We start from the raw sequence: 26,586 nt of genomic DNA, 5'->3' as shown, positions 1-26,586 counted from the left end.
GCTTTTGGCCGACGGGCACCTTCCCGCTGATCGGAGACTGCGTTTCGAGGCGTGCCTGCCTGCCCGGTCCCTCAATAGGTCTCGGCAGTCTCGGCCCCTGACCTAGTGTGTGTCAGATAGCGAGGTCAGGGTGTGCCGGGGGGCGCTCGTCACCATCGGTCATGCCGTGCCAGTGAGCTGGCGCACCTGGCCGGATACCTCTCTCGGATTACCTGCTACAGGACGGCGACGGTGAATGGGACGTCAGCCGCGTCGTTGTTGTAGTTGCTCGTCACGACCGTGATGGTGCGGGTCTTACCGTTGCAGTTGCTGTTCGGAATGGCGGTGATCATTGACCGGTTGTTGTTCACCGTGGCGACCACTGCCGCGTTGCGCAGGTCAATGGTGGGGTCGGACACCGCCACGCAGTAGTAGCCCGCAGGACGACCGTTCAGCCGCTCCGCCGACGAGACGTGCTTGGTCGCCAGGAGCGTTCCGTCCGCGCCCACCTTGGCAGCGGCACGGGCGTAAGGCGCGTTCAGGTCTGCCGGGGCCGCCGAAGCGGTCACGGTCAGAACCGGCACCGACGCCACTGCGGCGGCGACGAGGGCGAGGATTCGGGTGCGCATAGTGTTGCCTTTCTTGGCCACGCCTGGCATGGACTGCGGCCCGGCATTCGACCGGGTGATTCCGGGTCGACTGCACCTTGAGCCGCGGCCCGTACGCCGCCTCCCAGTCCGCAACGTGCGATTCCCATTTCGCCGGGTCGGCGTAGAACCCGATCACGTCGTACCGGTCGAACGTCTCGTGCACCTTCGCGAGCACCTCGACGACCGGCACCTGCCAACCCTCGCCGGGCTCGCCCGGGGGCGGCTTCCACCCTTTCGGCTGCTCCCACACGCCGAGCGTGAACAGGTGCCCGTCGCTGAGCCGGCAGCCGATCAGCGCCGTCGCGTCGGTCACCCCGCGCGAGCGCTTCCGCGAGCCGTCGAACCCGAGCACGATCCGGTCGCCTACCTCGGCCGCCCGGTCGAGGTCCGTCGCCGCGCGCACCTCCGGCTGCGACAGCCACGCGTCGGCGGCGTGGGTGATCTGGTTCAGGAAGTCGGCGCGCAGATCCTGCGGCTCGTTCGACGTGTCCCAGAACGCGCCGGTGATCCCTTCGATCGGGGACCACCCGGGCGGGCACGGCGGGTCGTGCAGCACGCACCCGTCGGGGTGGTCGCTGCTGTCGCCGTACGCGTACCGCAGCCCGGCGACGAGCGACTGCTCGTCGGTCATGTCCGTCTCGGGCGGCGCCTCCCGGTGGTCGACCAGGATGCCGCGCGCCCGCGACCGGCCGTCGAGAATCGCCTGATAGTCCGCCGCCGAGTTCTCCGCGACGCTGCCCTCGCCCGGCGTGTACGCGTTCGGCGTCTCGATGATGCTGCCGCCGAGCTTGGTCGCGTTGAACCGCAGAGTCTTCGCGAGCTTCAGCCCGCCGTTCGACTCCTTCCACTCCTCCGTCTGATCGAGCGACGCGAAGCGTGCGGGGTCACCCTTGACGCTCGTTGCCGACGACGTGATTGGGGAGATCTCGCCGCGTGGCAGGTAGATCACGGTGTCGAGGACGTCGAGCCCGTAGTCGGTCGACAGTGACCCGCCCCGCGCCATCTCCAGCAGCGGCACCCATGTGTTGTCGGTCTGCTGCTCGGTCACCGCGGCGATGCGCACGAGCGGCGTACGGATCGAGTGCCACGGCCGGCCGATCGGCTCGCCGTACGCGTCCCATCCGTCCGGCACGACGTCGGCGCACGCCTCGGCGAGTGCGATCGCGCCGACGAACGGACTCTTCCCCCACCCTCGCGGCCGGCTGAGCAGCGCCCGGTGAATGATCCGCTTCCCGGTCACCGGGTGCAGCTCGTAGTACCCGCACAGGAACTCTGCCTGTTCCTGCGTCGGCACGAACGGCTCGCCGTCGTCACGTCCAGGCTGCGCGAGATTCTCGATCATCCAATCGAGGACGTACCAACCCAGCGTGGGGCGCTCGCCCTCGAACTCAGGGCCACGCCACGGCATACCGCCCCCTACTCGTCGCCAGTCGAGGACTTCCCGGACTTCCCGCCCGGAAGCGAACGCAGCTTCGCCGCCCCGTACCGCTCGCGCGCGGACGGGCCACCCGAACTACCGCGCCCTTGGTCGGCGCCGTCCGCCTCGGCGAACACCATGCGCAGCCGGGCCCGGTCCGCCGGGGTCGCCCCGAACGCCGCAACTCTCAGCCGCAGTTCGCCCGCGGCCGATAGATCGCCGCGCCACAGCCGGGCGTGAATCAGGGCGGTGTCGAGGAGGTACTGCCAGTCGGACGTACCGAAGTGCTCGGCCTGCGGGCTGTCGATCCACGTCTGCCACCATTCGCGGGTGCGCTCCGGCCACACGAACTCAACGAGCTGTCCGTCACGTTCGACGCGGAAATCGGGAAGCTCGGGCGCCTCGGCCTGCTCCCACCGCAAGACCGTCTGCGGGATGGTGTCCTTGTTGCGCCGGGCCCGACGGCTCGGATCCTTCGGCGCAGGGCCCATACCTGCCATGGTTCCTCCCTGTCAGGTTGCTTCAACTCCCAACGCCAGTCGGGTGTCTGCTATAACCGCCGCATGCCATCTGTTACCCTCGCAGGCCCCAACTGGGCAGAAGTCCTAAGCGCGGTCATGGCGCCGTTAGCCATCCTGGCGACGTTGCTCGTCGGATACTGGGCTTGGCGTGCAGCCGTCCCGCATCGCAAAATGGCGTACTCGATCGAGTTCACCCCTCTCCTGTCCTCTTCGCACAGCGGACTAACGGTGAGCCTCAGTTCCGAGCGCATCGCACAGCCACAAACAGCCACCCTCAAGTTGACGAACCTGGGCAATAGGGAAATCGAGGCTGCCAACTTCAATGGCGAATCGACCGAGTTCAGGATGAATGCCCGCGTCGTGTCTGTTCTGACCTCGGCAAGTACCGACAGCCGACGTGTACCACCCGCCACCATCCACGGCAATGCGTTACAGATCGACCCGTATGTCATCCACAAGGGGCAGGAGATCACATACAAGCTCCTTCTTGACGGTGGCGATCCCCGACTCTCACTGCGGCACTCCGTGAGTGCGCGATTCAAAGAGGACGTGCGAGCCAAGCGGGCAGGCTACATCGGCTTGGGGGCGGCAATAGCTACGCTCGTGGTATCGGTCGTTACGTTGATCCCGGCAATCCAGGCTTTCACTGTCAGCGAAGAAACATCAAAAGAGGATCTGAGGCAGACCATCCAAGAGGATCGGCAGAAGTGGTACGAGAAGGGCAAGCGGGACGCTGAACGAGAGTCGGCCGGACAGGCAGGCCCCTCGCCAAGCTCATCAAAGAGCCCGGAGCCGCGTTAGCTGAACGAGTCAACAACATCTTGCAGGTCACCTAGCTTGCAAGGCGCGCTGCCGAACGTCCGCCCGGTGACTGCGATGTACCGGCCGTCGCCGTACACCTCGACCGAGCCGCCGCCGTCAACCGTGATGCGGCGCCCGCGCGGCAACTTGCCCGTGCCCCACACGTGCAGCCCCTCACCGGACACCGACCGCTCAACCCACGTACCGGCGGCGGCGTTGAGGATGCGCTGAGCCCACAGCAGTGGAGCGCCCTGGTCGTCGAGGGCGTGGTCGAGGTCGAGGCACACGATGCCGTCGCCGTTGAGGACGAACCCGAGCCCGACGCCGGCCGCCGAGTCGGCTGCGGCCCGGTACGTCGACCACGTCGTCGGATCGGTACTGGACGAGACCGCGCCGCCAATGGTGATCGGCACTTTCCGTGAGGTGCGGCGTACCCACCGCGGGCGCTGCGTGAGCTCGGCCGGAACGGTGCGGTGCTTGCGTGACCGAGCCTTGCGGCACCGTGGCGAGCACGTCACTGCGTGGGCCCGAGCCATGATCGGCATGGGGCCGCCGCACTGCTCGCACGTCCGGTTCATCATGCGTCCAGTGTACCCGAGTGTCACGCTTTTAAGGCCCTGACCTGTGTATTTACTGTTCACTCAGTGGGGGCGGCAGGGTGGGAGGCGATCTGCGGGCCCTCGACCGCGCGCCATCCAATCACCCTGCCGCCCCGCTGCTCGCCCGTCAGCGAGCCGCTCACGCCCCACACGTGGCCGTTTTCGCCAGACCCGTACAGAATCCGAGCCGCAGCACCTCCCGAGCGCCGTGAGGGGCGGGGAGGGGGAGTCACCCCCCAGGGGGGCGGGGTTCAGATCTTCGGGTCGGGCTGTTCGGTTTCAGATCAGACCGGGATGTCGCTCGGGCGGTCGACGAGCTCGTTCTCGCCATCGGGCGGCGTTGCCCTCGCGGCTGCTCTTGACGGCATGGTGGTGTTCGCACAGAGCCTGCAGGTTCTCGTACCGGTGGTCGTTGCCGGGCACGATGTGGTCGACCTGGTTGGCATGGTGACCGCACACGATGTGTCCCTCGCGCCACCTGCATCGGTGTTCGTCACGGTGCAGGACGTATAGGCGGATGACGGTGTACCAGTCGGCCGGCAGTTCGTCGCGCCGTGTGCTGTCTGCCCACTGCCCGCTCATGGTGTGTTGTCCTCGGGTTCGTCGTAGTGCTCGGGCTCGGTCTGGTCGCCTCGTTCGGTTGTCGAGTCGAGTGAGACGCGGTCGAGGTCGTACTGCGCGGCGAACCCGATCGGTGTGCGGTTCGGTTCGTCGGCTGGCTGTTGGTCGAGTGCGTTGAGCAGTCGTACGGCTGTGGCTTCGACTTGGTCGAGCGTTGGATGCTGCTCGTCGGGGTCGGTCCTGATCTCGACCTCGCGTGTCCCGTCCGTGACGCGTACGCGCATGGCGGGGGTACCCCTCTCGGCCGGGTGGGGGGGTGCACAGGGGTGGGGCGGTACTGTGCCACCCTCGCGAACTTATGGGGTGGGACAGGTGCACGCAGATTGGTTCGGGATCACGGGTGCGGTCGCTGGGGTACTTACGACGTTCGCGGCCTTGTGGGCAAACCGAAGGGGTTTGGAGCGCGACAGGCAGAAGGTGGCAACGGATCTCCGTGGTTCCCTCCTCCGCTCGGACCTATTTCGCCTTGACAGTCAGCTGGATGTCGAGTCGCAGCCCGGTCCTCAGCCGCCCCCTCCCCCTGGTCCTGCGATGTATCAGCCGTTGGCGGCTCAACAGCGAGTTGACGATGATCGTTTTGCCGAGCTGCTCGTGCAGCGTTACGCATACGGCCTAACGCAGTCGCAACGCAGCTTCCTTACAAGTCAGGTCTTCTCGGTGCTCGGCGGTGGTGTGCTGCTGACTGGGGTCGGGCTAGCGATTTGGCGAGCCGAGACGAGCGGTGATCTGTACGCATCCATGGTGACGACGACTGCAGGGATCGTGACGACGGTGATCGGGCGTCTGTTTCATCGTGAGTCGGATAAGGCTTTGAAGCACATGGCGTCGGAGACGGATGCGTTGCGGGATGACATGCGCGCCGAGCGGTCTGCAGAGCAAGCGATCTTGCTTCTTGCCGAGGTTGAGGATCCTGAGATCAAGGCGCGGTTGCAGGCTGGTCTGATCATGAGGTTCGCGGGCTCGGAGATGCCGGCTATTCGCAATGCTCAGGTACTGCCAGGGCCCCGGGACCACAAGGAATCGTCGAATCACGAGCAGTAGCTCGTTGAGCGTAGGGAGCACGGAAACGGCCCTCGGCTGAGCGAGTCGGGGGCCGTTGTGCGGCGTTACTCGGCGGTGATGCCGGTCGCCTCGCCGTTGACGAGTGTGGCGAACACTCGGGCCTGCGCTTCCTTCTTCGCAGCGACGGGGTACAGGATCACGCCGTCAGGGTGCTCGACCGTGATGTACAGCTTGCTCTCGTCCTTCTTGAGCCACAGCGCGAAGATCCCGGTAAGGGCGACCCGGGTCGCGGTGATGCGTTTGCGGGCGACCTCGCCGAGCTCGATCGTGACGCGTGATCCCTCGACGGGGATCGATTGCTGTCCGGCCTGATGGAACTTGCTACCGATCACGGTTACGCCGGCTGCGGCCGCGGCGACGCGTACACGCCCGAGGTGCTTGGCGGCGGCTTTCTCTTCTTCGGTCTTCTTGCTGCCAAACATCGAACCCCCCAAGGTTCCGGGTGAGGCTCCATGGTGGCGTGTGTGGTGGCCGTGTGGGAAGCGAACAGCCCCCGCGGTGTGGGCGGGGGCTGTCGGGTGGTTTTTGTTTCCGGGCATGCGGAACTGCGGCCAATCTTGCGACACGTGATCGTGTGGCGTCAAGCGGGCGTGCCGATCCGGGCCGGAGTCGTGGAAGTCCTGCCGGGGCAACGTGTCGACGAAGCCCGTGCCGAACTGCAATCCATGGGCGTTACCCGGATCACGATGGACCGGGCGCGGGCGGTCGGGCGGGCCAGGCTGCCGGGGCAGTCTCCGACGCTGGACGAGATGTGCGGGAGGTGCACGCGTGGGCGCGCCGCCGTCCTTCCGAACGGAGATCTCGCGGGGTGTGTACTGGCGCGGGACTTCCCTGTGGGGAACGTACGCGAGACCCGGTTAGGAGAACTGCTCGGTGGAGAGGCTTGGGCGGACCTTGCGGCGCGGATTCCGCTGCCCGTCCGGAATGGCTGTCCGCCGGACGACAGCAGCGACTGCAATCCGGCGAGCACTACCGCCTGCGGACCCAAGTACTGAGAGGTTGGGCAGCATGGATTGGCACGGACCTGCGGAACGGCTCGCAGATCAGGTGACGGAACCCGATTCCCGGTGGTTGTCGACGGTGACCCACGTACCCCGTCACGAACTGGTCCCACGATGGTGGGATAGGGACGCGGACGGCTCGGGCTGGGCGCTGCACGACGGTTCCAGCGATCCGGTGGCGTGGATGCGAGCGGCCTACTCGGACCGGTCGCTGATCACCAGGGTCGGCGCCTTGCACGCCGACCATGCCCGGATCGGGGACCGGGCGCACGGTCGGCCCACGTCGTCGGCCACGATGCCGAGTCTCGTGGTGCGCATGCTCCGCCATGGGCGGCTGGGAGACGGGCTTTCGGTCCTGGACCTGGGGACCGGGAGCGGCGGGCTCACCGCCTATGCGGCCCGTCGCATCGGGGACCAGCACGTGACCAGCCTGGATGTGGACCCCCACCTGACCCGTGCGGCCGGTGACCGACTGGCCCGGCTCGGGATCTTCCCCCACTTCATCACGGCCGACGCGACGGAGCATGTACCCGGTACGTACGAGCGGATTGTCTCGACGGTCGGCCTTCCCGCCGGTCCGGGACTGCGGCCGGTGCTGGCTGCGCTGGCACCTGGTGGCCGCATCGCCACGACACTCGGGCGAACATGCCTGATCGTCACCGGATGGAAGCAGGCCAACGGTGACGTGGTCGGGCGAGTGGAGAGCGACATGGCCGGTTTCATGGTCACCCGCTCCGGGGACGACTACCCGCCGGAGCACACCGCCCTGCTCACCGCCGCGCGGAGCGCAGAGGGAGAAAAGGTCAGTACGGGCCGCTATCCCGTGGTCGACGTGGCGAATGCGTGGGAGCTGCGCTCCATGCTGGAAATCACCGTGCCCGGTGTGGAGGTCGCCTACGAAGAACGCGACGACCAGACCCGGACTGCCTGCCTTGTCCACCCGGACGGGTCATGGGCGCGAGCATCCGCAGAGTGGACCGACCCGCCGGAAGTGCACCAGAGCGGGCCCCAGAAGCTGTGGACCGCCCTGGAACGCATCCGCAACCGCCTCAACGTGGAGGGCTCGCTGCCTCTGCTCGGCGCACAGGTTCGCATCACGCCGGATGGGGTGTGCCGCCTCTCCCGTGGTGGATGGAGCGCGTCCCTTGGGGATGACGGGTAGCTCCGGGCTGCTCGTTTGGCGCTGATCAGCCAGGTCATACGGTCGCGCTTCCAGACGTCGGGGAAGCGCCCGTCACGGGCGGCGGGCAGGCCGATGGCGGGGGTGTACGCCTGGTACACGGTGACGGTGGTGTCGGTGTGCTGGGCGCGGATCCCGTACTGGGGCCTGGTCGGGGCGGTCATGGCCCCATCAGAACACCGGTCCGCGCGGCGCGGCGAACGGTTTAACAGCGAACGGTTAACGGCGAACGGGCCCACCGGAGTTCAGGGTTCCGACGGGTGGCGGGCGGAGGTGTCATCGACGGGTGCTGACATTCGTCATACGGAGCTCGGTACATGCGGCTCTGCCGGGCACCGGGCCCCGGAGGCCAGTCTGTACGTATCGAGAGCGGGGCCGCGAAGGCACCGCCGACACGGGAGAGGACCCCGTCATGAGCAGCCCGGCAGCCACCGTCACCGCCCCTGTCGCAGATGCTCCGGCCGCCACCGCCCCGTTCGCGCCGCGCGAGGCGCTGCTGGACAGCCTGATGCCGCTCCTCGTGGACGTGGGCGTGCCGCTCGTCTCGTACTACGCGCTGAAGGCGGCGGGTCTGAGCACCTTCGCCGCGCTGGCCTGGAGCAGTGTGCTGCCGGCCGTGCGCACCGTGTGGGGCGTGGTGCGCAAGCGGCAGCTCAACGGGCTGGCGGCGCTGATGGTGACGGTCAACGTGGTCAGCCTGGTGACGAGCCTGGTCGTCGGGGACCCCCGGCTGATGCTCGCCAAGGACAGCGGGGTGAGCAGCGTCATCGGGCTCGTCGTCCTGGTGACCGCGCTGAAGGGGCAGCCGATGATGAGCGCGGGGGTGCGGCCGATGCTGGTCAAGGGCGACGCGGCCAAGGACACCGCCTGGCAGCGGCTCTCGGCCGGGTCGGCGGCGTTCCGGCGGGCGGAGATCCGGTTCTCGGCGGTATGGGGTGCGGCGCTGCTGGGCGAGTGCGTGGTGCGGGCCGTGGGCGCGTACACGGTGCCGGTGGAGACGATGGTGTGGCTCGGCACGGTGATCATGGTGGCGACGCTGGTGCTCGCCTTCCTGGTCTCGGGCCGGGTGGGCGCGGTCCCGATGGAGCGGATGATCGCCGAGGAGGTCGGGGCCGGGAAGGCGGGGGACACCGCGCGCTGACCGACCTGGTCCGGGGGACGGGGGACGGGGCCGGAGGAGGAGCTGCTCATGGCTCCCCTCCGGCCCCTTTCCGTGCGCCGGTGATTGCCCGGGAGATAGCACCCGCGATTACCCCGGAGGTAATTGAGCCGGCCCCGGGACCGTCCCTACCGTTCCCGTACCGGCATGCGTCAGTTGCCGTACCGGCATGCGTTGCCTGCCCCGCGCGATCGCGCGTCAACGGAAGGAAGACCCCCATGATGTCGTCCCAGAACGCGAGTGCGGTCCGGTCGGCGGGCACGGCCCGTCCCGACCGGCTGCTCCGGACGGCCCTCGTCGCGGACGTGGTCCTCACCGGGGCGAACGGCATCGGCTATCTGGTGCTCGCCACGCTCCTGGACTCGTTCCTCGGTGTGCCCCGTTCGGTGCAGTACCCGGTGGGGGTGTTCCTCACGGTGTATGCCCTGTGGGTGCTGACCGTCGCCCGGCAGGAGAACATCGGCCGCGGCGCGGTCGCCGTGATCATCGCCCTGAACACGGCGTGGGCCGTGGCGAGCGTGGTGGCCGTCGTCGTGGACGCGCTGACCGCCACGGGCGTCGGCAACGGCTGGATCGTGTTCCAGGGCCTGGTGGTGGCGGCGATGGGCGCGCTCCAGTACGCGGGCCTGCGGCGGTTGTGAGGGGGTATGGGAAACGGCCCGTACGGACGCGCGCTGCGTCCGTACGGGCCGTCGGGGCGGGCCGTGTCGGTCAGTGGTTGCGGGGGAAGCCCAGGTCCACACCGGCCGGGGCGTCGGCCGGGTCCGGCCAGCGGGTGGTGACGACCTTGCCACGGGTGTAGAAGTGCACGCCGTCGTTGCCGTAGATGTGGTGGTCGCCGAAGAGCGAGTCCTTCCAGCCACCGAAGGAGTGGTAGCCCACCGGCACCGGGATCGGCACGTTGACGCCGACCATGCCGGCCTCGATCTCCAGCTGGAAGCGGCGGGCGGCGCCGCCGTCGCGGGTGAAGATCGCGGTGCCGTTGCCGAACGGCGAAGCGTTCATGAGGGCGACGCCCTCCTCGTAGGTCTCGGTGCGCAGGACGCACAGGACCGGGCCGAAGATCTCGTCCTTGTACGCGTCCGAGTCGGTGGAGACGTTGTCGAGGAGGGAGAGGCCGATCCAGTGGCCGTCCTCGAAGCCCTCGACGGTGAAGCCGGTGCCGTCCAGGACGACATCGGCGCCCTGGGCCGCGGCGCCCGTGACGTAGGAGGCGACCTTGTCGCGGTGGGCGGCGGTGATCAGCGGGCCCATCTCGGAGGCCGGGTCGTTGCCGGGGCCGATCTTGATCTTCTCGGCGCGCTCCTTGATCTTCGCGACCAGCTCGTCGGCGATGGAGCCGACCGCGACGACCGCGGAGATCGCCATGCAGCGCTCACCCGCGGAGCCGTACGCGGCGGAGACGGCGGCGTCGGCCGCGGCGTCGAGGTCCGCGTCCGGCAGCACCAGCATGTGGTTCTTCGCGCCGCCGAGCGCCTGGACGCGCTTGCCGTTGGCGGAGGCGGTGGCGTGGATGTAGCGGGCGATCGGGGTGGAGCCCACGAAGGAGACCGCGGCGACGTCCGGGTGGTTCAGCAGCCCGTCGACGGCGACCTTGTCACCGTGCAGGACGTTGAGCACACCGTCCGGCAGACCGGCCTCGGCGGCCAGCTCGGCCAGCAGGATGGCGGCCGAGGGGTCCTTCTCGCTGGGCTTGAGGACGAAGGTGTTCCCGCAGGCGATGGCGAGCGGGAACATCCACATCGGCACCATGGCCGGGAAGTTGAACGGGGTGATGCCCGCGACGACGCCGAGCGACTGGCGGATCGAGGCGACGTCGACCCGGCTGGAGACCTGGGTGGACAGCTCGCCCTTGAGCTGGGTGGTGATGCCGCAGGCCAGCTCGACGATCTCCAGACCGCGGGCGACCTCGCCCAGCGCGTCCGAGTGCACCTTGCCGTGCTCGGCGGTGATCAGCGCGGCGATGTCGTCACGGCGGGCGTCGAGCAGCGCCCGGTAGCGGAAGAGCACCGCGGTGCGGGCGGCCAGCGAGGAGGTGCCCCAGGTCGCGTAGGCGTCCTTGGCGGCGGCGACCGCGGCGTCGACCTCTTCGAGGGAGGCGAGCGCGACCTGGGTGGTGACGGCGCCGGTGGCCGGGTCGGTGACCGGGCCGTAGTTGCCCGACGCGCCCTCGACGGTCTTGCCACCGATCCAGTGGTTGACGGTCTTCATGACGGAACTCCTTCAGAGGTGGTGGCGTCGGTCGGCGACGTGACGGTCGTACTCTTCCCGGGCTTTCACGGCCGACGGCCGGGTGGCCGTTTCGGCTACGGGAACATCCCACCACGCCTGTGCCGGAGGGGGGCCCGACACTGTGTCTGCCGTTTCGGTCTCGACGTAGACACAAGTGGGACGGTCCGCGGCCCGCGCCTCGGCGAGGGCTTCGCGCAGGTCACGCACGGTCTTGGCCCGCAGCACCCGCATCCCGAGCGAGCCCGCGTTGGCCGCGAGATCGACGGGGAGCGGCGGGCCGGTGAACGTGCCGTCCGCGGCGCGGTGCCGGTAGGCGGTGCCGAGGCGCTCGGCGCCGACCTGCTCGGAGAGGCCGCCGATGGACGCGTAGCCGTGGTTCTGGAGGATGACCAGCTTCACGGGGAGCCGCTGCTGCACGGCGGTGACGATCTCGGTGGGATTCATCAGATACGTGCCGTCGCCGACCAGCGCCCAGACGGGGCGGCCGGGGGCGGCCAGCTGGACCCCGATCGCGGCCGGGATCTCGTAGCCCATGCAGGAGTAGCCGTACTCCACGTGGTACTGGTGCGGGGAGCGGGCCCGCCAGAGCTTGTGCAGGTCGCCGGGGAGCGAACCGGCCGCGTTGATCAGGATGTCGTCCTCGGTGACGAGGGCGTCGAGCAGGCCGAGGACCTGGGCCTGGGTGGGGCGGGCGTGCGGGTCGTCGGCCGTGAACGCGGCGGTGACGCGCTGCTCCCACCGCTCCTTGGCGTCGGTGTACTCCGTCTCGTAGGCGGGGTCGACGCGGTGGTTGCGGGCGGCGAGCGCGGTGGTGAGCGCTTCGAGGGCGGTGCGGGCGTCGGCGACGAGCGGGAGGGCGCCGAGCTTGTGGGCGTCGAAGCCGGTGAGGTTGATGTTGAGGAAGCGGACCGCCGGGTCCGCGAAGAGCGTGCCGGAGGCGGTGGTGAAGTCGGAGTAGCGGGTGCCGATGCCGATGACCAGGTCGGCGGTGCGGGCCAGGTCGTCGGCGGTCGCGGTGCCGGTGTGGCCGATGGAGCCCACGTCGGCGGGGTGGTCGTGGCGCAGCGAGCCCTTGCCCGCCTGGGTGGCGGCGACGGGGATGCGGGTGGCGGCGGCGAAGGCGGCCAGGGTCTCCTCGGCCGCGCTGTGGTGGACCCCGCCGCCCGCCACGATCAGCGGCCGGCGGGCGGTGCGCACCGCCCGTACGGCCCGGTCGAGTTCGTCCGGATCGGGGGCGGGGCGGCGTACGTACCAGACGCGCTCGGCGAAGAACTCCTCCGGCCAGTCGTACGCCTCGGCCTGCACGTCCTGCGGCAGCGCCAGCGTCACCGCGCCGGTCTCCGCCGGGTCGGTCAGGGTCCGCACGGCCTGGAGGGCGGCCGGGACCAGGGCCTCGGGGCGGGTGATCCGGTCGAAGTAGCGGGAGACAGGGCGCAGGCAGTCGTTGACGGAGACGTCGCCCGCGGCCGGGACCTCCAGCTGCTGGAGCACGGGGTCGGCGGGCCGGGTCGCGAAGGTGTCCCCGGGGAGCAGGAGGACGGGGAGGTGGTTGACGGTGGCGAGGGCGGCGCCGGTGACGAGGTTGGTGGCGCCGGGGCCGATGGAGGTGGTGACGGCCTGCGCGGAGAGCCGCCCCGACTGGCGGGCGTAACCGACGGCGGCGTGCACCATGGCCTGTTCGTTGCGGCCCTGGAGGTAGGGCATGGCGCGGCCGGACTCGACGAGCGCCTGGCCGACCCCGGCGACGTTGCCATGGCCGAAGATGCCCCAGGTGGCGCTGATCAGGCGCTGTCGGCGGCCGTCGCGCTCGGTGTACTGGCGGGACAGGAAGGTCACCAGGGCCTGCGCCGTGGTGAGCCGACGGGTACTCATGGGCGTGCCTCCGTCCCGTAGAAGGGGAGTCTGGGATCCACCGGCTGCGAGGGCCAGGTGTCGCGGATCCAGCCGTGGTCCGGGTGGTCGCTGATCAGCCACTCCCGCTGTTCCCCCGGGCCCGCCATCACGTTGAGGTAGTAGAGGGTGCGGCCCGGGGAGGCGATGGAGGGGCCGTGCCAGCCGTCGGGGATCAGGACCGCGTCGCCGCTGCGGACCTCGGCGAGGACGTCCGTGCCGCCGGCGCGGGACGGGGACACCCGGTGGTAGCCGAGGCCGTCGCGCTCCACCTCGAAGTAGTAGATCTCCTCCAGCACGGACTCGGCGCCGGGGCGGTGCTCGTCGTGCTTGTGCGGTGGGTACGACGACCAGTTGCCGCCCGGGGTGAGGACCTCGACGGCGATCAGCCGGTCGCACGCGAAGGTGTCGGCGGCGGCGAAGTTGTTGACCTGGCGGGAGCAGTTCCCGGAGCCGCGCAGCTCGACGGGTACCTCCGGCGCGGGGCCGTAGCGAGCGGGGAGTCGTCGCTCGCACTTCGCTCCTGCCAGGGCGAAGCGGCCTCCTGCGCCGGAGGCGATCTGCGCATGGGCGTCACGCGGGACGTACGCGAAGTCGGATACCCCGCTGAACACGCTTTCCCGGCCCAGCAGTTCAAAGATCTCACCTGAGGAGTGCACCGTACAGCCACCGGTCAACGGCAACACGATCCACTCGCTCTCCCCGGTGACGAGTGTGTGAACTCCGCCGGGTCCGAGCTCCAGGACCCGCAGGCTCGACCGGTCCCAGCCGGCCCGTTCCGGATCGATGTCGAGGTTGTAGGGGCCGCTCGCCGTGCTCCCGGCCTCCAGGTGGCGGCGCGGTTCGTGGTCGTCCGTCGTCATGTTCTCGGCTCCTCTTCTCCCGGTTCCGTCTGCGCCGGTTGTGTCCGTGCCGGTTCCATGTCCCTCGGCTCCAGCAGCGAGACCGCCGTGTCGACGGCCGCGGCCACCTCCCCGTCGGCCGGATAGAGCAGCGAACGCCCCACCACCAGGCCCTGGACGGTCGGCAGCCGCAGCGCCGTGCGCCACTTCTCGAACGCCCCGTCCAGGTCGTCGCCCACCTCCCCGCCCAGCACCGCGGGCAGCGTCGAGGTCTCCATCACCCGGGCCATGTCCTCGGGGTCCTCGGTGACCGGGACCTTGAGCCAGGTGTACGCGGACGTCCCGGCCAGCCCGGAGGCGATGGCGATCGAGGTGGTGACCGCCTCCGCGCCGAGGTCGTTGCGGACCTGCCCGTCGGTGCGGCGGCAGAGGAACGGCTCGACGAAGACCGGCAGCCGGTGCGCGGCCATGGCGTCGACGGCGCGGGCGGTGGCGTGCAGGGTGTCGAGCGAGCCGGGGTCGTCGTAGTCGATGCGGAGCAGCAGCTTGCCCGCGTCGAAGCGGAGGCGGGCGAGGTCCTCGGGGCGGTGGCCGGTGAACCGGTCGTCGAGCTCGAAGGCGGCGCCGGCGAGTCCGCCCCGGTTCATCGAGCCGATGACGACCTTGTCCTCCAGCGCGCCGAGGAGCAGCAGGTCGTCGAGGATGTCGGCGGTGGCGAGCACTCCGTCGACGCCGGGGCGGGAGAGGGCGAGCCGGAGCCGTTCGAGCAGATCGAAGCGGTTGGCCATGGCCAGTGCGCGGTCGCCCACGGCGAGGGAGCCGCGGGCCGGATGGTCGGCCGCGATGATCATCAGCCGTCCGCCGCTGCCGACGAGGGGGCGTCTGCGGCGGCGCGCGGCGGCTTCGGCGACGGCCTCGGGGTGGCGCATGCGCACCTGGACGAGTTCGGAGACGGAGGAGGCCGGGGGCGTCATGGGGTGGCTCCGGTGGGGCGGGAGGTGACGGCGCCTTCGGTCAGGGCCGCTTCGACTTCGTACGGGAACGGCATGGCGGACGAGCAGGCGAGCCGGGAGGCGACGATGGCCCCGGCGGCGTTGGCGTACCGCATGACGCGCGTGATCCCCCAGCCCGCGAGGAGCCCGTGGCAGAGCGCCCCGCCGAAGGCGTCCCCGGCGCCGAGGCCGTTGACGACGTCGACGGGCAGCGGCGGCACCTCGGCCACCGTGCCGTCGCGGTGGACGGCGAGTACGCCCTCGGGGCCCTGTTTCACGACGGCGAGTTCGACGCCCGCGCGGATCAGGGCGCGGGCGGCCGCGTGCGGTGCGCGCTCACCGGTCGCGATCTCGCACTCGTCGAGGTTGCCGACGGCGACGGTGGCGAGGGCGAGGGCCTCGCGGTAGCGGGCGGCGGGGGCTTCGGTCGGCGCGTCGTTCCGGGTGTCCCAGAACATCGGGCGCCAGTCGAGGTCGAAGACGGTGATGCCGGAGCGGTCGCGGGCGCGGAGTGCGGCGAGGGTCGCGGTACGGCTCGGTTCGGCGCACAGCCCGGTGCCCGTCATCCAGAAGACCCGGGCGGACATGACCGCTTCGAGGTCCAGTTCCGAGGCGTGGATCTCCAGATCGGGGGCCTTGGGCTGCCGGTAGAAGTAGAGCGGGAAGTCGTCGGGCGGGAAGATCTCGCAGAAGGTGACCGGTGTCGGATACGCGTCGACGGGCGTCACCCACCGGTCGTCCACCCCGAACTCCCGCAGCTGGTGGTGGAGATACTCCCCGAAGGCGTCCCGGCCGGTGCGCGTCACCACCGCCGTCCGCCGGCCGAGCCGGGCCGCCGCGACGGCGACGTTGGACGGCGAGCCGCCGAGGAACTTCCCGAAGGTGTCGACGCGGGCGAGTGGCAGACCGGTCTGCAGGGGGTAGAGATCCACACCGATGCGGCCCATGGTGATGACGTCGTACCGCTCAGGCATAACCATCCCTTCGACCGGCGTCCGGGGGGTGACTGCCCCCAGGTCTAACCCTCCCCCGGAACCCTGTCAATGCTTTGTCCGGACATACGGACGAATGATTGACACCCGCTCCCCCGGCCGGAAGTCTGGACGGCATGACGTCCTCCGCAGTGGCCCCGTCCCGTATCCGCATCGGTTCGGCACCCGACTCGTGGGGGGTCTGGTTCCCCGACGATCCGCGCCAAGTGCCCTGGCAGCGCTTCCTCGACGAGGTGTCCGAGGCGGGTTACGAGTGGATCGAGCTCGGCCCGTACGGCTACCTCCCGACCGATCCGGCCCGCCTGGCCGACGAGACCAGCCGCCGCGGGCTCTCGGTCTCGGCCGGGACGGTCTTCACCGGATTGCACCACGGGCCGGACGTCTGGGACCGGACCTGGGAGCATGTCGCCGGCATCGCGGCACTCACCCGGGCGATGGGCGCCGGGCATCTGGTGGTCATCCCCTCGTTCTGGCGCGACGACCGGACGGGCGAGGTCCTGGAGGACCGCGATCTCACGGCCGGGCAGTGGCGCCACCTCACCACCCAGACGGAGCGGCTGGGCCGCGAGGTGCGGGACCGTTTCGGGCTGCGCATCGCCGTCCATCCGCATGCCGACACCCATATCGACACCGAGGAGAACGTCGCCCGCTTCCTCGACGCCACCGACCCCGAACTCGTCTCGCTCTGCCTCGACACCGGGCACTACGCCTACTGCGGCGGCGACAGCGTCGAGCTGATCGAGACCTACGGCGAACGGATCGGCTATCTGCACCTCAAGCAGGTCGACCCGGAGATCCTGGCCCACGTCGTGGCGGACGGGGTGCCGTTCGGTCCGGCCGTGGCGCGCGGCGTGATGTGCGAACCGCCGGGCGGGGTGCCCGCGCTGGAGCCCGTGCTGGCCGCCGCCCGCGCGCTGGACGTCGATCTGTTCGCCATCGTCGAGCAGGACATGTACCCGTGCCCGCCCGACAAGCCCCTCCCCATCGCCCGCCGCACCCGGGAGTTCCTCCGCTCCTGCGGCGGGAACTCCCCGGCGCGGCAGGCACCCTGACACACCGGGCGGCTCCCGGAAGTGACGTGGCGGCGGTGTGCGGTGTTGTCCCTGGCGAGAGGCCGGGGCGCGGCCCCGGTCGCGCCCCGCCGCACACCACACCACCGCACAAGGAGCTGCCCACCATGATCCGAAGGACACCGCCGTCCCGCAGGACGGCCCCGGCACTGGCCGCCGCCGCCCTGGCCACGGCCTCCCTGCTCGCCGCCCTCGCCTCGGCGCCGGGCGCCTCGGCCGACGAGAGCCGCCAGGCGCCGCCGGCCGGCTCCGGCCCGGCCTGCGCCTTCTACGACGGCGACCGGCCGACCTCCCTCGGCGAGCGGGGCGAACGGGTCTCCCAGGCACAGTGTCTGCTCGCCAACCGCCACTATCTGCGGTGGTCCGATGTGGACGGGACGTTCGGGCCCGAGACGCTCGTCGCCGTGCAGCGCTTCCAGGCGGACCATCCGCCGCTGGTGCCGGACGGCCGGGTCACCCCGGCCACCTGGTCGGCGCTCTGGCACGCGGGGCCGAACCGCGTGACCCCGCTGCCCTTCCCGTAACCCGCCCCTCACTCCGGTCCCGTACGGGGCGAGCACCCCGTACGGGACGCCCCTCGCCCGAATGCCGTACAGCGCCACACCCCATAGGATGCGGACAAATTAGGAGATATGTACGAGGTATAGACAGAGGGAGTCCGTGTGAACTGGCACAGCGATCCCGGCAACCCGTCATCCGCTGCCCCGTCCGCCCGGCAGTCACCGCCCGCTTCGCCGAGCCCTCAGGGCCCACCGGCTCCGCCGCAGCCGCGCCCCGGACTCTGGAAGCGGTGCCTGTGGGGCGGGATCGCCCTCTGGCTGCTGACCGCGATCGTCACGTACACCACCCGGAACTCCAACCTGCTGCCGACGCTGATCCTGCTCGGCAGCTTCCTGGTCCCGGCCGTCTTCGTCCTGTGGGCGTACGAGCGGCACGGCCGCGACCTCGGCGCGACCACCATCCTCGGCTGCTTCCTGACGGGCGGGATCCTGGGCGTGCTCGGCGCCTCCGTCATGGAGTCCTATCTGCTGCATCCGTCCCTCTGGATGTTCCTGGGCGTCGGCCTGATCGAGGAGGCCGCCAAGCTCCTGGCCCTGATGTTCGTGCTCCGCCGCCACCCCGGCATCCACGGCATGCGGGCCGGGCTGGTGCTCGGCGCGACGGTCGGATTCGGGTTCGCCGCCTTCGAGAGCGCGGGGTACGCCTTCAACGCCGCCGTCACGATGAAGGGCATCGATCTGCGCGCCCTGCTGGAGACCGAGGTGCTGCGCGGAGTGCTCGCACCGTTCGGGCACGGGCTCTGGACCGCGATCGCCGGCGGCGTGCTCCTCTCGTTCCGGAAGCCGAACGGGCGTTTCCGCCTCGCCGCGCCCGTGATCGGCACCTACATCGGCGTCGCCGTGCTGCACTCGCTCTGGGACTCGATGCACGGCATCGCGATCTGGCTGGTCGCCGAGATCACCGACACGGGCCTGAGACGCGAGCTCTTCGCACAGGGCTACATCGTGACCCCCACCGACCAGCAGCAGCATCTGTTCACCCTCTTCTCGGTCGGCGGCATGGTCGTGATCACGCTCGTCGCGCTGGCCTGGCTGCGGTCGCTGGCACACCGTGCGCGGGACACCGGGGCGGAGGGGCGGCAGGGCGCTCGCATTCATACCCCCTAGGGGTATAGAGTGAAAAGCGTCGGGGCGCACCGGGCCTCCTGGGGCCCCTGACGTCGCACACCTTTGCGTTCACCGAACCCTTGTGCCCGTCGAAGAGGAGAACACCATGACCGCCGAGACCCAGCTCCCCCAGGCCAACGGCTCCTGCTGCTCGCCCAGCGGCTCCTGCCACGACAGTGCGGACGCCGGTGCCGCGGCGGGCGGGGTGACCACCGTCTACCAGGTGTCCGGCATGACCTGCGGGCACTGCGAGGGCGCCGTCTCCGAGGAGATCTCCGGCATCGAGGGTGTCACCTCGGTGAAGGCCGTGGCCTCCACGGGCCAGGTGACCGTCATCTCCGCGGCCCCGCTGGCCGACGACGCCGTGCGCGCCGCGGTCGACGAGGCGGGCTACGAGCTCGTCGGCCGGGCCTGAGCACCGTCGGGCACTGCCCGATACCGCCGGATGCACCCGCTACGCCGGATGCGCCCGCATCACCCTCTTTGCCGCCGGGCCGGACCGACCAGCAGATACTGGTGGGACACGGCCCGGTCGGCATTTCAGGAGCTCGGACATGCACAGCGCAACGGAGGCCGGGGCCCGGACCGCGGAGGGCTCGACCGCTGAACTCACGATCGGCGGGATGACCTGCGCCTCCTGCGCGGCCCGCGTCGAGAAGAAGCTCAACCGGATGGACGGCGTCACCGCCACCGTCAATTACGCGACCGAGAAGGCCAAGGTCGCCTTCGGCCCGGAGACCGGGCTCGCGGATCTGATCGCCACGGTCGAGAAGACCGGGTACACGGCGCAGCCGGTACACCCTCCCGAACCGCCCCGCCCCGAACCGCCCCCGCCCACCCCGTACCCGGCCGGAACCCGGGCCGAGGCCGGGGACGAGACCGGGTACGGCAGCCCCGACGAGTCCGGTGGCTCCGACGGCCGGGCTCCCGATCCGCTGCGGCAGCGCCTGATCGTCTCGGCCGTCCTCGCCGCCCCCGTCGTCCTGCTGGCGATGGTCCCGGCCCTCCAGTTCGACAACTGGCAGTGGCTCTCGCTCACCCTCGCCGCCCCCGTCGTCGTCTGGGGCGGACTGCCCTTCCACCGCGCGGCCTGGGCCAGCGCCCGGCACGGCGCGGCCACCATGGACACCCTGGTCTCGATCGGCACCCTGGCCGCCTTCGGCTGGTCCCTGTGGGCGCTCTTCTTCGGCGACGCGGGCATGCCCGGGATGCGGCACGGCTTCGACCTCACCGTCTCGCACGGCGGTGACACGTCCACCCTCTATCTGGAGGTCGCGGCCGGGGTCGTCACCTTCATCCTGCTGGGCCGGTATCTGGAGGCGCGGTCCAAGCGGAAGGCCGGTTCCGCCCTGCGCGCGCTGATGCACCTGGGCGCGAAGGACGTCTCCGTCCTCCGGGACGGCACGGAGGTACGTGTCCCCGTCGCCCGGCTCGCCGTGGGCGACCGCTTCGTCGTCCGCCCCGGCGAGAAGATCGCCACGGACGGCACCGTCGTCGAAGGCGCCTCGGCCGTGGACGCCTCGATGCTGACCGGCGAGTCCGTGCCCGTCGAGGCCGGTGTCGGCGATCCCGTGACCGGCGCCACCGTGAACACCTCCGGCCGGCTCGTCGTCGAGGCGACCAGGATCGGCGCCGACACCCGGCTGGCCCGGATGGCCGAGCTCGTCGAGGAGGCCCAGAACGGCAAGGCCGAGGTGCAGCGCCTCGCGGACCGGATCTCCGCCGTCTTCGTCCCCGTGGTGCTGGTGATCGCGCTCGTCACCCTGGTCGCGTGGCTGCTCGTCACGGACGACGTGACCGCCGCGTTCACCGCCGCCGTGGCCGTACTGATCATCGCCTGCCCCTGCGCCCTGGGCCTGGCCACCCCCACCGCCCTCATGGTCGGTACGGGACGCGGCGCCCAGCTCGGCATCCTGATCAAGGGCCCGGAGGTCCTGGAGACCACCCGCCGCGTCGACACGATCGTCCTCGACAAGACCGGCACCGTCACCACCGGCCGCATGACCCTCCTCGACGTCCACACCGCCGACCACACCACCGAAACCGACGCACTCCGGCTCGCGGGCGCACTGGAGCACTCCTCCGAGCACCCCATCGCCCAGGCCGTCGCCGCCGGAGCCGCCGAACGCACCGGCGCACCCCTCCCCACCCCCGAGGACTTCACCAACATCCCCGGCCTCGGCGTGCAGGGCACCGTCGACGGGCACCGGGTGCTGGTCGGCCGTCCGCGGCTGCTGGCCGACGCGGGCATCGGCCTCCCCGACGCCCTGTCCGGTGCCGTCGCGGACGCGGCGGCCGAGGGCGGCACCGCGGTCGTGGTCGCCTGGGACGGGCGGGCGCGCGGCGTCCTCACGGTGGCCGACACGATCAAGGACAGCAGCGCGGAGGCCGTCGCCGAGCTGCGCGCCCTCGGCCTCCACCCCGTTCTGCTGACCGGCGACAACCGGGCCGCGGCCGATGCCGTGGCCCGCGCGGTCGGGATCGACGAGGTCCACGCCGAGGTGCTGCCCGAGGAGAAAGTGCACGTCATCGAGCGGCTGCGGGCCGAGGGCCGGTCGGTCGCCATGGTCGGTGACGGGGTCAACGACGCGGCCGCCCTGGCCACCGCCGACCTCGGTCTGGCGATGGGGACCGGCACGGACGCCGCGATCGAGGCGAGCGATCTCACCCTGGTTCGTGGAGATCTCAAGGTGGCCGCCGACGCGATCCGGCTGTCCAGGCGCACCCTGGCCACCATCAGGGGCAACTTGTTCTGGGCATTCGGCTATAACTCAGCCGCCCTGCCCCTTGCGGCATTTGGCCTGCTCAACCCTATGATTGCGGGAGCGGCGATGGCCTTCTCCTCGGTCTTCGTCGTGACGAACAGCCTGCGGTTGCGCGCCTTCACGTAACTTCCACAAAGAGATCCAGATCACATGGATTTCGGGGTAACCATCCGGCGGGTTCGTGAGTCTAAGAGTGCGATGCCAAGGATGTCTTGGGGGACGTCCGTCGGAGCGTCTTGGGGGACGCTGCGGGCAAGCGTTGGCCGGGGCACGTGCACCGGGGAGCTTTGAGCGGCCCTCCCGTGCGTACGTACCCCGGCAGACCGCACAGGAAGTACAAGTGAAGAGCGCAGCGCGCAGTTCTCAGTAGCTGAGGAACGCAGGGGCCTTGGCCCCCATCAGACGCCCGGCCGGATCCCGTGGGGGGAATCCGCTCCGGGACATGGGAAGCGCCTCGCTGTCGGCCCGTGGGGGGATCGATGGCGGGGCGCTTCTCGCTGCCCGCCGGGCGCACACGGCGCCGACGGGCACGCAAATCGCCCCGGACACCGCGCTCTGTGCGAAAGCGCGGTACGCGGGGCGAAGTCGACCGGCCTCGGCGGCCGGGGTCATGCGGGGGTGTTACGTTTCAGCGGCCCTCGACCGGGACGAAGTCGCGCAGGACCTCGCCGGTGTAGATCTGGCGCGGGCGGCCGATGCGGGAACCCGGCTCCTTGATCATCTCGTGCCACTGGGCGATCCAGCCGGGAAGGCGGCCGATCGCGAAGAGCACGGTGAACATCTCGGTCGGGAAGCCCATGGCCCGGTAGATCAGACCCGTGTAGAAGTCCACGTTCGGGTAGAGGTTGCGCGAGACGAAGTACTCGTCGGAGAGCGCGTGCTCCTCCAGCTTCAGCGCGATGTCGAGCAGCTCGTCGGACTTGCCGAGCGCGGACAGCACGTCGTGGGCGGCGGCCTTGATGATCTTGGCGCGCGGGTCGAAGGACTTGTAGACGCGGTGGCCGAAGCCCATCAGCCGGACGCCGTCCTCCTTGTTCTTCACCTTGCGGATGAAGGAGTCGACATCGCCGCCGTTGGCCTGGATGCCTTCGAGCATCTCCAGCACCGACTGGTTGGCGCCACCGTGCAGCGGGCCCCAGAGCGCCGAGATACCGGCGGAGATCGAGGCGAACATGTTCGCCTGCGAGGAGCCGACCAGACGCACGGTGGAGGTCGAACAGTTCTGCTCGTGGTCCGCGTGCAGGATGAGCAGCTTGTCGAGCGCGGAGACGACGACCGGGTCCAGGTCGTACTCCTGGGCGGGGACCGAGAAGGTCATGCGCAGGAAGTTCTCGACGTACCCGAGGTCGTTGCGCGGGTAGACGAAGGGGTGGCCGATCGACTTCTTGTACGCGTACGCGGCGATCGTCGGCAGCTTGGCCAGCAGCCGGATCGTCGAGAGGTGACGCTGCTCCTCGTCGAACGGGTTGTGGCTGTCCTGGTAGAACGTGGACAGCGCGCTGACGACCGAGGACAGCATGGCCATCGGGTGGGCGTCGCGCGGGAAGCCGTCGAAGAAGCGCTTGACGTCTTCGTGCAGCAGCGTGTGCTGGGTGATCTCGTTCTTGAAGGTCGACAGCTCGTCGACCTTGGGAAGCTCACCGTTGATGAGCGTGTACGCGACCTCCAGGAACGTCGAGCGCTCGGCGAGCTGCTCGATGGGGTAGCCGCGGTAGCGGAGAATGCCCTGCTCACCGTCGAGGTAGGTGATGGCGGATTTATACGCTGCGGTGTTGCCGTATCCGCTGTCCAGCGTCACCAGACCGGTATTGGCCCGGAGCTTCCCGATGTCGAAGCCCTTGTCGCCGACGGTGCTGTCGATCACCGGGTAGGTGTACTCGCCATCGCCGTACCGCAGTACTACAGAGTTGTCGCTCACGTCATCCCTCACCGACGTAGTGCCTCTTCTTCGAGGTTCCCTGACTGTCTCCACCCTCCCCCATTTGGCTCAGGAGAGTGCACTCGGGGTCGTCCATTGGACCTACTCGCGGCACTGAGTGCCGCGAACTTACTCATCCTGCCCCCTCGGTTCCGGTTCCGGAAGGGCTGCGTGATGTTTCCCACCGATTTGATCGATCATTTTTTCCGCCGATCCTCCGCCCGAGCCCCCCGACAGCCGGTAATCCAGCGCCGTACAGCGCCTGCCTGCGGAAACCGTGCGGACCGCCTGCCCGATCGCCTGCCGTGAGCCGACCAGCACGACGAGCTTCTTGGCCCTGGTCACGGCGGTGTAGAGCAGGTTCCGCTGGAGCATCATCCAGGCACTTCTGGTGACGGGGATGACGACGGCGGGGTACTCGCTGCCCTGGGAGCGGTGGATCGTCATGGCGTACGCGTGGGCCAGCTCGTCCAGCTCGTCGAAGTCGTAGCCGATCTCCTCGTCCTCGTCGGTGAGCACCGTCAGCGTCTGTTCGTCCAGGTCGAGGGCGGTGACGACGCCGACCGTGCCGTTGAAGACGCCGTTCTCCCCCTTGTCGTAGTTGTTGCGGATCTGGGTGACCTTGTCGCCGACCCGGAAGACCCGGCCGCCGAACCGCTTCTCGGGGAGGTTCGGGCGGGCCGGGGTGATGGCCTGCTGGAGGAGTCCGTTGAGCGTGCCCGCGCCGGCCGGGCCCCGGTGCATCGGGGCGAGGACCTGTACGTCCCGGCGCGCGTCCAGCCCGAACTTGGCCGGAATACGACGGGCCGCGACATCCACCGCGAGCACACCGGCGTCCTCCGTCTCGTCCTCCACGAAGAGGAAGAAGTCGTTGAGGCCCTGGGTGAGGGGGGGCACCCCGGAGTTGATCCGGTGGGCGTTGGTGACGACGCCGGACTGCTGGGCCTGGCGGAAGATCGTGGTGAGCCGGACGGCGGGAACGGGGCTGCCCTCGGCGAGCAGATCGCGCAGCACCTCCCCCGCACCGACCGAGGGCAGCTGGTCGACGTCCCCGACGAGCAGCAGATGGGCACCGGGCGCCACCGCCTTCAGCAGCTTGTTGGCGAGCAGCAGATCCAGCATCGACGCCTCGTCGACGACGACCAGATCGGCGTCGAGCGGACGGTCCCGGTCGTACGCGGCGTCGCCGCCCGGCTTCAGCTCCAGCAGCCGGTGCACGGTGGAGGCCTCGGCCCCGGTCAGCTCGGAGAGCCGCTTGGCCGCCCGCCCGGTCGGCGCGGCCAGCACCACCTTGGCCTTCTTGGCCCGCGCCAGCTCCACGACCGACCGGACGGTGAACGACTTCCCGCAGCCGGGCCCGCCGGTCAGCACCGCGACCTTCCGGCTGAGCGCGAGCCGGACCGCCGCCTTCTGCTCGGGCGCCAGATTCGCCCCCGTACGCGTGGCGAGCCAGGCCAGCGCCTTGTCCCAGTCCACGTCCGCGAAGGCCGGCATCCGCTCCTCGGGGGTCCGCAGCAGCCGTTGCACCTGGGAGGCGAGGGCGACCTCGGCACGGTAAAAGGGCACCAGGTAGATGGCCGTGACCATCTCGCCGCCCTCGGGCGACGGCACCTTCTCCCGTACGACGCCCTCCGGGTCCTCGGCCAGCTCGGCGAGGCACTCGATGACCAGGCCCGTGTCCACCTGGAGCAGCTTCACCCCGTCCGCGATCAGCCGCTCCTCGGGGAGGAAGCAGTGCCCCTGGTCGGTGGACTGCGACAGCGCGTACTGCAAACCCGCCTTGACCCGCTCCGGGCTGTCGTGCGGGATACCGACCGCCTGCGCGATCTTGTCGGCGGTGAGGAAGCCGATGCCCCAGACGTCGGCGGCCAGCCGGTAGGGCTGGTTCTTCACGACGGAGATCGAGGCGTCCTCGTACTTCTTGTAGATGCGGACGGCGATGGAGGTGGAGACGCCGACACCCTGGAGGAAGACCATCACCTCCTTGATCGCCTTCTGCTCCTCCCACGCAGCGGCGATCATCTTCGTCCGCTTCGGCCCGAGGCCGGGGACCTCGACGAGCCGCTTCGGTTCGTTCTCGATGATGTCGAGGGTGTCGACGCCGAAGTGGGTGGTGATCCGGTCGGCCATCACCGGGCCGATGCCCTTGATCAGCCCGGAGCCGAGGTAGCGGCGGATGCCCTGGATGGTGGCGGGCAGGATCGTCGTGTAGTTCTCGACGGTGAACTGCTTGCCGTACTGGGAGTGCGAGCCCCAGCGCCCCTCCATCCGCAGCGACTCCCCGGGCTGCGCCCCGAGCAGCGAACCGACCACGGTCAGCAGATCGTTCGCCCCGCGCCCGGTGTCGACGCGCGCGACCGTGTATCCGTTCTCCTCGTTGGCGTACGTGATGCGCTCCAGCACACCTTCGAGGACGGCCAGGTTCGGCATGGTGGACATGGCCCGACGGTACCGGGTGGCTACGACAGCCCCTGCCGGGGGCGGTCAGGCCGCCACCGCGGTCAGCGAGCGGTGGTGCTTCGGGCTCTCGATCTCGTCGATCAGTGCCACCGCCAGGTCCGCGTAGGAGAAGCCGGACGCGCCGCCGGTGTCCGGCAGCACCCGGTGGTCCCCCGTCCGGTATCTGCCCGTGCGGGGCGCGTCGTCGTCGAGGAAGACGGGCGGCGGGGCGACGACGAGCCAGTCGATGTCCGTCGCGGCGGCGCGCAGCACGTCGAGCGCCGCGGCGTGGCCCAGCGAGAAGGCCCGGTGCTCCTCCGGGGTGCCGGGGGCGTCGTGGACCGCCACCCCGGGGGCGGTCTCCAGTGTGGAACCGATCCCGAGGAAGACCAGTCGCCCGACCCCGGCCCTGGCCAGGCCGTCCAGCAGCGCGTGGGCCGCGCCCACGTAGAACTCCTCCGAGGGCATGTCGACCCGGGCCGCCGCGCCGATCGCCGCGTCGTGTCCCGCCGCGACCTCCGCGACACTGTCCGCCCGGGTCATGTCACCGGCCACCACGCTCACGCCGTCACCGGCCAGATCCCGGTACTTGTCCGTGTCCCGCACCACCGCGGTGACCCGGTGTCCACGGGCCACCGCCTCGGCGACCGCGCGCCGCCCGGCCCGCCCGCCGGCCCCGAAGACAACGATCCTGCTGCTCATGGGAGTCCCCTCGCCGAGGCCCGTACTCCGCGGGCCGATGCGACGGACGCTAGACCCGCGACCCATGGTTTCCGCAACGATAGTTAC

Annotated in this window: 26 protein-coding genes and 1 pseudogene; 11 read left to right on the top strand and 16 right to left on the bottom strand. The window is 70.0% G+C overall.

The window, feature by feature from the left end:
• Positions 1 to 215: 215 nt before the first annotated feature.
• The 3 genes from GA0115234_RS31985 to GA0115234_RS31975 all read right to left on the bottom strand — a co-directional run bounded on the left by GA0115234_RS31985 (position 216) and on the right by GA0115234_RS31975 (position 2,537).
• Positions 216 to 398, bottom strand: a complete 183-nt coding sequence (locus GA0115234_RS31985) for a hypothetical protein (protein ID WP_141718514.1) — start codon at positions 396 to 398, stop codon at positions 216 to 218.
• Positions 379 to 1,971 carry a terminase gene (locus GA0115234_RS31980; protein WP_237541893.1) on the bottom strand — a complete coding sequence of 531 codons (1,593 nt, stop codon included), beginning with the start codon at positions 1,969 to 1,971 and terminating at the stop codon, positions 379 to 381. The genes GA0115234_RS31985 and GA0115234_RS31980 overlap by 20 nt, the downstream gene beginning before the upstream one ends.
• Positions 1,972 to 2,045: 74 nt before the next feature.
• Complete coding sequence (locus GA0115234_RS31975) at positions 2,046 to 2,537, bottom strand: phage terminase small subunit (RefSeq protein ID WP_256088874.1); 492 nt, start codon at positions 2,535 to 2,537, stop codon at positions 2,046 to 2,048.
• A 72-nt stretch (positions 2,538 to 2,609) separates the two neighbouring features.
• Between GA0115234_RS31975 and GA0115234_RS41975 the strand changes: the two genes are divergently transcribed.
• On the top strand, positions 2,610 to 3,368 hold the full coding sequence (locus GA0115234_RS41975) for a hypothetical protein (RefSeq protein ID WP_141718513.1): 759 nt from the start codon (positions 2,610 to 2,612) through the stop codon (positions 3,366 to 3,368).
• Here GA0115234_RS41975 and GA0115234_RS31970 read toward each other — a convergent pair.
• The 3 genes from GA0115234_RS31970 to GA0115234_RS31960 form a co-directional block, all read right to left on the bottom strand.
• Complete coding sequence (locus GA0115234_RS31970) at positions 3,365 to 3,904, bottom strand: bifunctional DNA primase/polymerase (RefSeq protein WP_343335963.1); 540 nt, start codon at positions 3,902 to 3,904, stop codon at positions 3,365 to 3,367. The two genes, GA0115234_RS41975 and GA0115234_RS31970, sit on opposite strands and share 4 nt — an antisense overlap.
• A gap of 342 nt (positions 3,905 to 4,246) precedes the next feature.
• Positions 4,247 to 4,549: an HNH endonuclease gene (locus tag GA0115234_RS31965; protein WP_093548681.1), complete on the bottom strand. Its 303-nt coding sequence runs from the start codon at positions 4,547 to 4,549 to the stop codon at positions 4,247 to 4,249.
• Entirely contained in the window at positions 4,546 to 4,812 is a 267-nt protein-coding gene (locus tag GA0115234_RS31960) for a hypothetical protein (protein WP_093548679.1), read from the bottom strand. The genes GA0115234_RS31965 and GA0115234_RS31960 overlap by 4 nt, the downstream gene beginning before the upstream one ends.
• 307 nt (positions 4,813 to 5,119) lie before the next feature.
• Between GA0115234_RS31960 and GA0115234_RS31955 the strand changes: the two genes are divergently transcribed.
• Positions 5,120 to 5,629, top strand: coding sequence for a TRADD-N-associated membrane domain-containing protein (locus GA0115234_RS31955; RefSeq protein WP_093548677.1), 510 nt, complete (start codon positions 5,120 to 5,122; stop codon positions 5,627 to 5,629).
• A 65-nt stretch (positions 5,630 to 5,694) separates the two neighbouring features.
• Here GA0115234_RS31955 and GA0115234_RS31950 read toward each other — a convergent pair whose 3' ends face one another.
• Positions 5,695 to 6,072 (bottom strand): hypothetical protein, encoded by a 378-nt coding sequence (locus tag GA0115234_RS31950; RefSeq protein WP_093548675.1) that lies wholly within the window; start codon positions 6,070 to 6,072, stop codon positions 5,695 to 5,697.
• A gap of 30 nt (positions 6,073 to 6,102) precedes the next feature.
• Here GA0115234_RS31950 and GA0115234_RS44505 point away from each other — a divergent pair, with 30 nt between their 5' ends.
• Positions 6,103 to 6,645, top strand: coding sequence for an SPASM domain-containing protein (locus tag GA0115234_RS44505; RefSeq protein ID WP_343335962.1), 543 nt, complete (start codon positions 6,103 to 6,105; stop codon positions 6,643 to 6,645).
• Between the two features lie 13 nt (positions 6,646 to 6,658).
• Positions 6,659 to 7,813, top strand: a complete 1,155-nt coding sequence (locus GA0115234_RS31940) for a methyltransferase domain-containing protein (protein WP_093548673.1) — start codon at positions 6,659 to 6,661, stop codon at positions 7,811 to 7,813.
• A gap of 26 nt (positions 7,814 to 7,839) precedes the next feature.
• On the opposite strand, the pseudogene GA0115234_RS31935 reads toward GA0115234_RS31940, so the two are convergent.
• A pseudogene (locus GA0115234_RS31935) lies at positions 7,840 to 7,995 on the bottom strand (DUF4291 family protein); the annotation flags it as partial.
• A 248-nt stretch (positions 7,996 to 8,243) separates the two neighbouring features.
• On the opposite strand from GA0115234_RS31935, the gene GA0115234_RS31930 reads away from it, so the two are divergent.
• Positions 8,244 to 8,972 (top strand): VC0807 family protein, encoded by a 729-nt coding sequence (locus GA0115234_RS31930; RefSeq protein ID WP_093548671.1) that lies wholly within the window; start codon positions 8,244 to 8,246, stop codon positions 8,970 to 8,972.
• Between the two features lie 236 nt (positions 8,973 to 9,208).
• Complete coding sequence (locus GA0115234_RS31925) at positions 9,209 to 9,631, top strand: hypothetical protein (RefSeq protein ID WP_093548669.1); 423 nt, start codon at positions 9,209 to 9,211, stop codon at positions 9,629 to 9,631.
• Between the two features lie 70 nt (positions 9,632 to 9,701).
• On the opposite strand, the gene mmsA is transcribed toward GA0115234_RS31925, so the two are convergent.
• Genes mmsA through iolC form a run of 5 tightly spaced genes read right to left on the bottom strand, consistent with a single transcriptional unit; the run spans position 9,702 to position 15,920 of the window.
• Complete coding sequence (gene mmsA, locus GA0115234_RS31920) at positions 9,702 to 11,201, bottom strand: CoA-acylating methylmalonate-semialdehyde dehydrogenase (RefSeq protein ID WP_093548667.1); 1,500 nt, start codon at positions 11,199 to 11,201, stop codon at positions 9,702 to 9,704.
• A 12-nt stretch (positions 11,202 to 11,213) separates the two neighbouring features.
• A complete protein-coding gene (iolD, locus tag GA0115234_RS31915) occupies positions 11,214 to 13,094 on the bottom strand; it encodes a 3D-(3,5/4)-trihydroxycyclohexane-1,2-dione acylhydrolase (decyclizing) (protein WP_093548665.1) in 1,881 nt (626 codons plus the stop codon).
• On the bottom strand, positions 13,091 to 13,975 hold the full coding sequence (gene iolB / locus GA0115234_RS31910) for a 5-deoxy-glucuronate isomerase (RefSeq protein ID WP_093548663.1): 885 nt from the start codon (positions 13,973 to 13,975) through the stop codon (positions 13,091 to 13,093). Before iolB ends, iolD begins: the two co-directional genes overlap by 4 nt.
• Positions 13,972 to 14,928 carry a Cgl0159 family (beta/alpha)8-fold protein gene (locus GA0115234_RS31905; protein ID WP_237541892.1) on the bottom strand — a complete coding sequence of 319 codons (957 nt, stop codon included), beginning with the start codon at positions 14,926 to 14,928 and terminating at the stop codon, positions 13,972 to 13,974. Before GA0115234_RS31905 ends, iolB begins: the two co-directional genes overlap by 4 nt.
• Positions 14,925 to 15,920, bottom strand: a complete 996-nt coding sequence (gene iolC / locus GA0115234_RS31900) for a 5-dehydro-2-deoxygluconokinase (RefSeq protein ID WP_093548661.1) — start codon at positions 15,918 to 15,920, stop codon at positions 14,925 to 14,927. The genes GA0115234_RS31905 and iolC overlap by 4 nt, the downstream gene beginning before the upstream one ends.
• Before the next feature lie 134 nt (positions 15,921 to 16,054).
• Here iolC and GA0115234_RS31895 point away from each other — a divergent pair, with 134 nt between their 5' ends.
• From GA0115234_RS31895 to GA0115234_RS31875, 5 genes are all read left to right on the top strand, one after another.
• Positions 16,055 to 16,990 (top strand): sugar phosphate isomerase/epimerase family protein, encoded by a 936-nt coding sequence (locus GA0115234_RS31895; RefSeq protein WP_093548659.1) that lies wholly within the window; start codon positions 16,055 to 16,057, stop codon positions 16,988 to 16,990.
• A 125-nt stretch (positions 16,991 to 17,115) separates the two neighbouring features.
• Complete coding sequence (locus GA0115234_RS31890) at positions 17,116 to 17,532, top strand: peptidoglycan-binding domain-containing protein (protein WP_093548657.1); 417 nt, start codon at positions 17,116 to 17,118, stop codon at positions 17,530 to 17,532.
• Positions 17,533 to 17,670: 138 nt separating this feature from the next.
• Positions 17,671 to 18,675, top strand: a complete 1,005-nt coding sequence (locus GA0115234_RS31885) for a PrsW family intramembrane metalloprotease (RefSeq protein ID WP_093548655.1) — start codon at positions 17,671 to 17,673, stop codon at positions 18,673 to 18,675.
• Between the two features lie 106 nt (positions 18,676 to 18,781).
• Complete coding sequence (locus tag GA0115234_RS31880) at positions 18,782 to 19,090, top strand: heavy-metal-associated domain-containing protein (protein ID WP_093548784.1); 309 nt, start codon at positions 18,782 to 18,784, stop codon at positions 19,088 to 19,090.
• A gap of 139 nt (positions 19,091 to 19,229) precedes the next feature.
• Entirely contained in the window at positions 19,230 to 21,566 is a 2,337-nt protein-coding gene (locus GA0115234_RS31875) for a heavy metal translocating P-type ATPase (RefSeq protein WP_093548653.1), read from the top strand.
• Between the two features lie 502 nt (positions 21,567 to 22,068).
• Here GA0115234_RS31875 and GA0115234_RS31870 read toward each other — a convergent pair.
• From GA0115234_RS31870 to GA0115234_RS31860, 3 genes are all read right to left on the bottom strand, one after another.
• The gene (locus GA0115234_RS31870) at positions 22,069 to 23,358 is read right to left on the bottom strand and encodes a citrate synthase (protein WP_093548651.1); all 1,290 of its coding nucleotides are present in this window, start codon (positions 23,356 to 23,358) and stop codon (positions 22,069 to 22,071) included.
• A 129-nt stretch (positions 23,359 to 23,487) separates the two neighbouring features.
• Entirely contained in the window at positions 23,488 to 25,788 is a 2,301-nt protein-coding gene (locus GA0115234_RS31865) for an SF1B family DNA helicase RecD2 (protein ID WP_093548782.1), read from the bottom strand.
• Between the two features lie 54 nt (positions 25,789 to 25,842).
• Entirely contained in the window at positions 25,843 to 26,499 is a 657-nt protein-coding gene (locus GA0115234_RS31860) for an NAD(P)-dependent oxidoreductase (RefSeq protein WP_093548649.1), read from the bottom strand.
• Between the last annotated feature and the right edge of the window lie 87 nt (positions 26,500 to 26,586).

The sequence above is a fragment of the Streptomyces sp. DvalAA-43 genome (assembly GCF_900091725.1).
GTDB classification, from domain to species: Bacteria; Actinomycetota; Actinomycetes; order Streptomycetales; family Streptomycetaceae; genus Streptomyces; species Streptomyces pulveraceus.
Note: the sequence above shows the minus strand (reverse complement) of the source record. Positions and strands in the feature narration are given on the sequence as shown.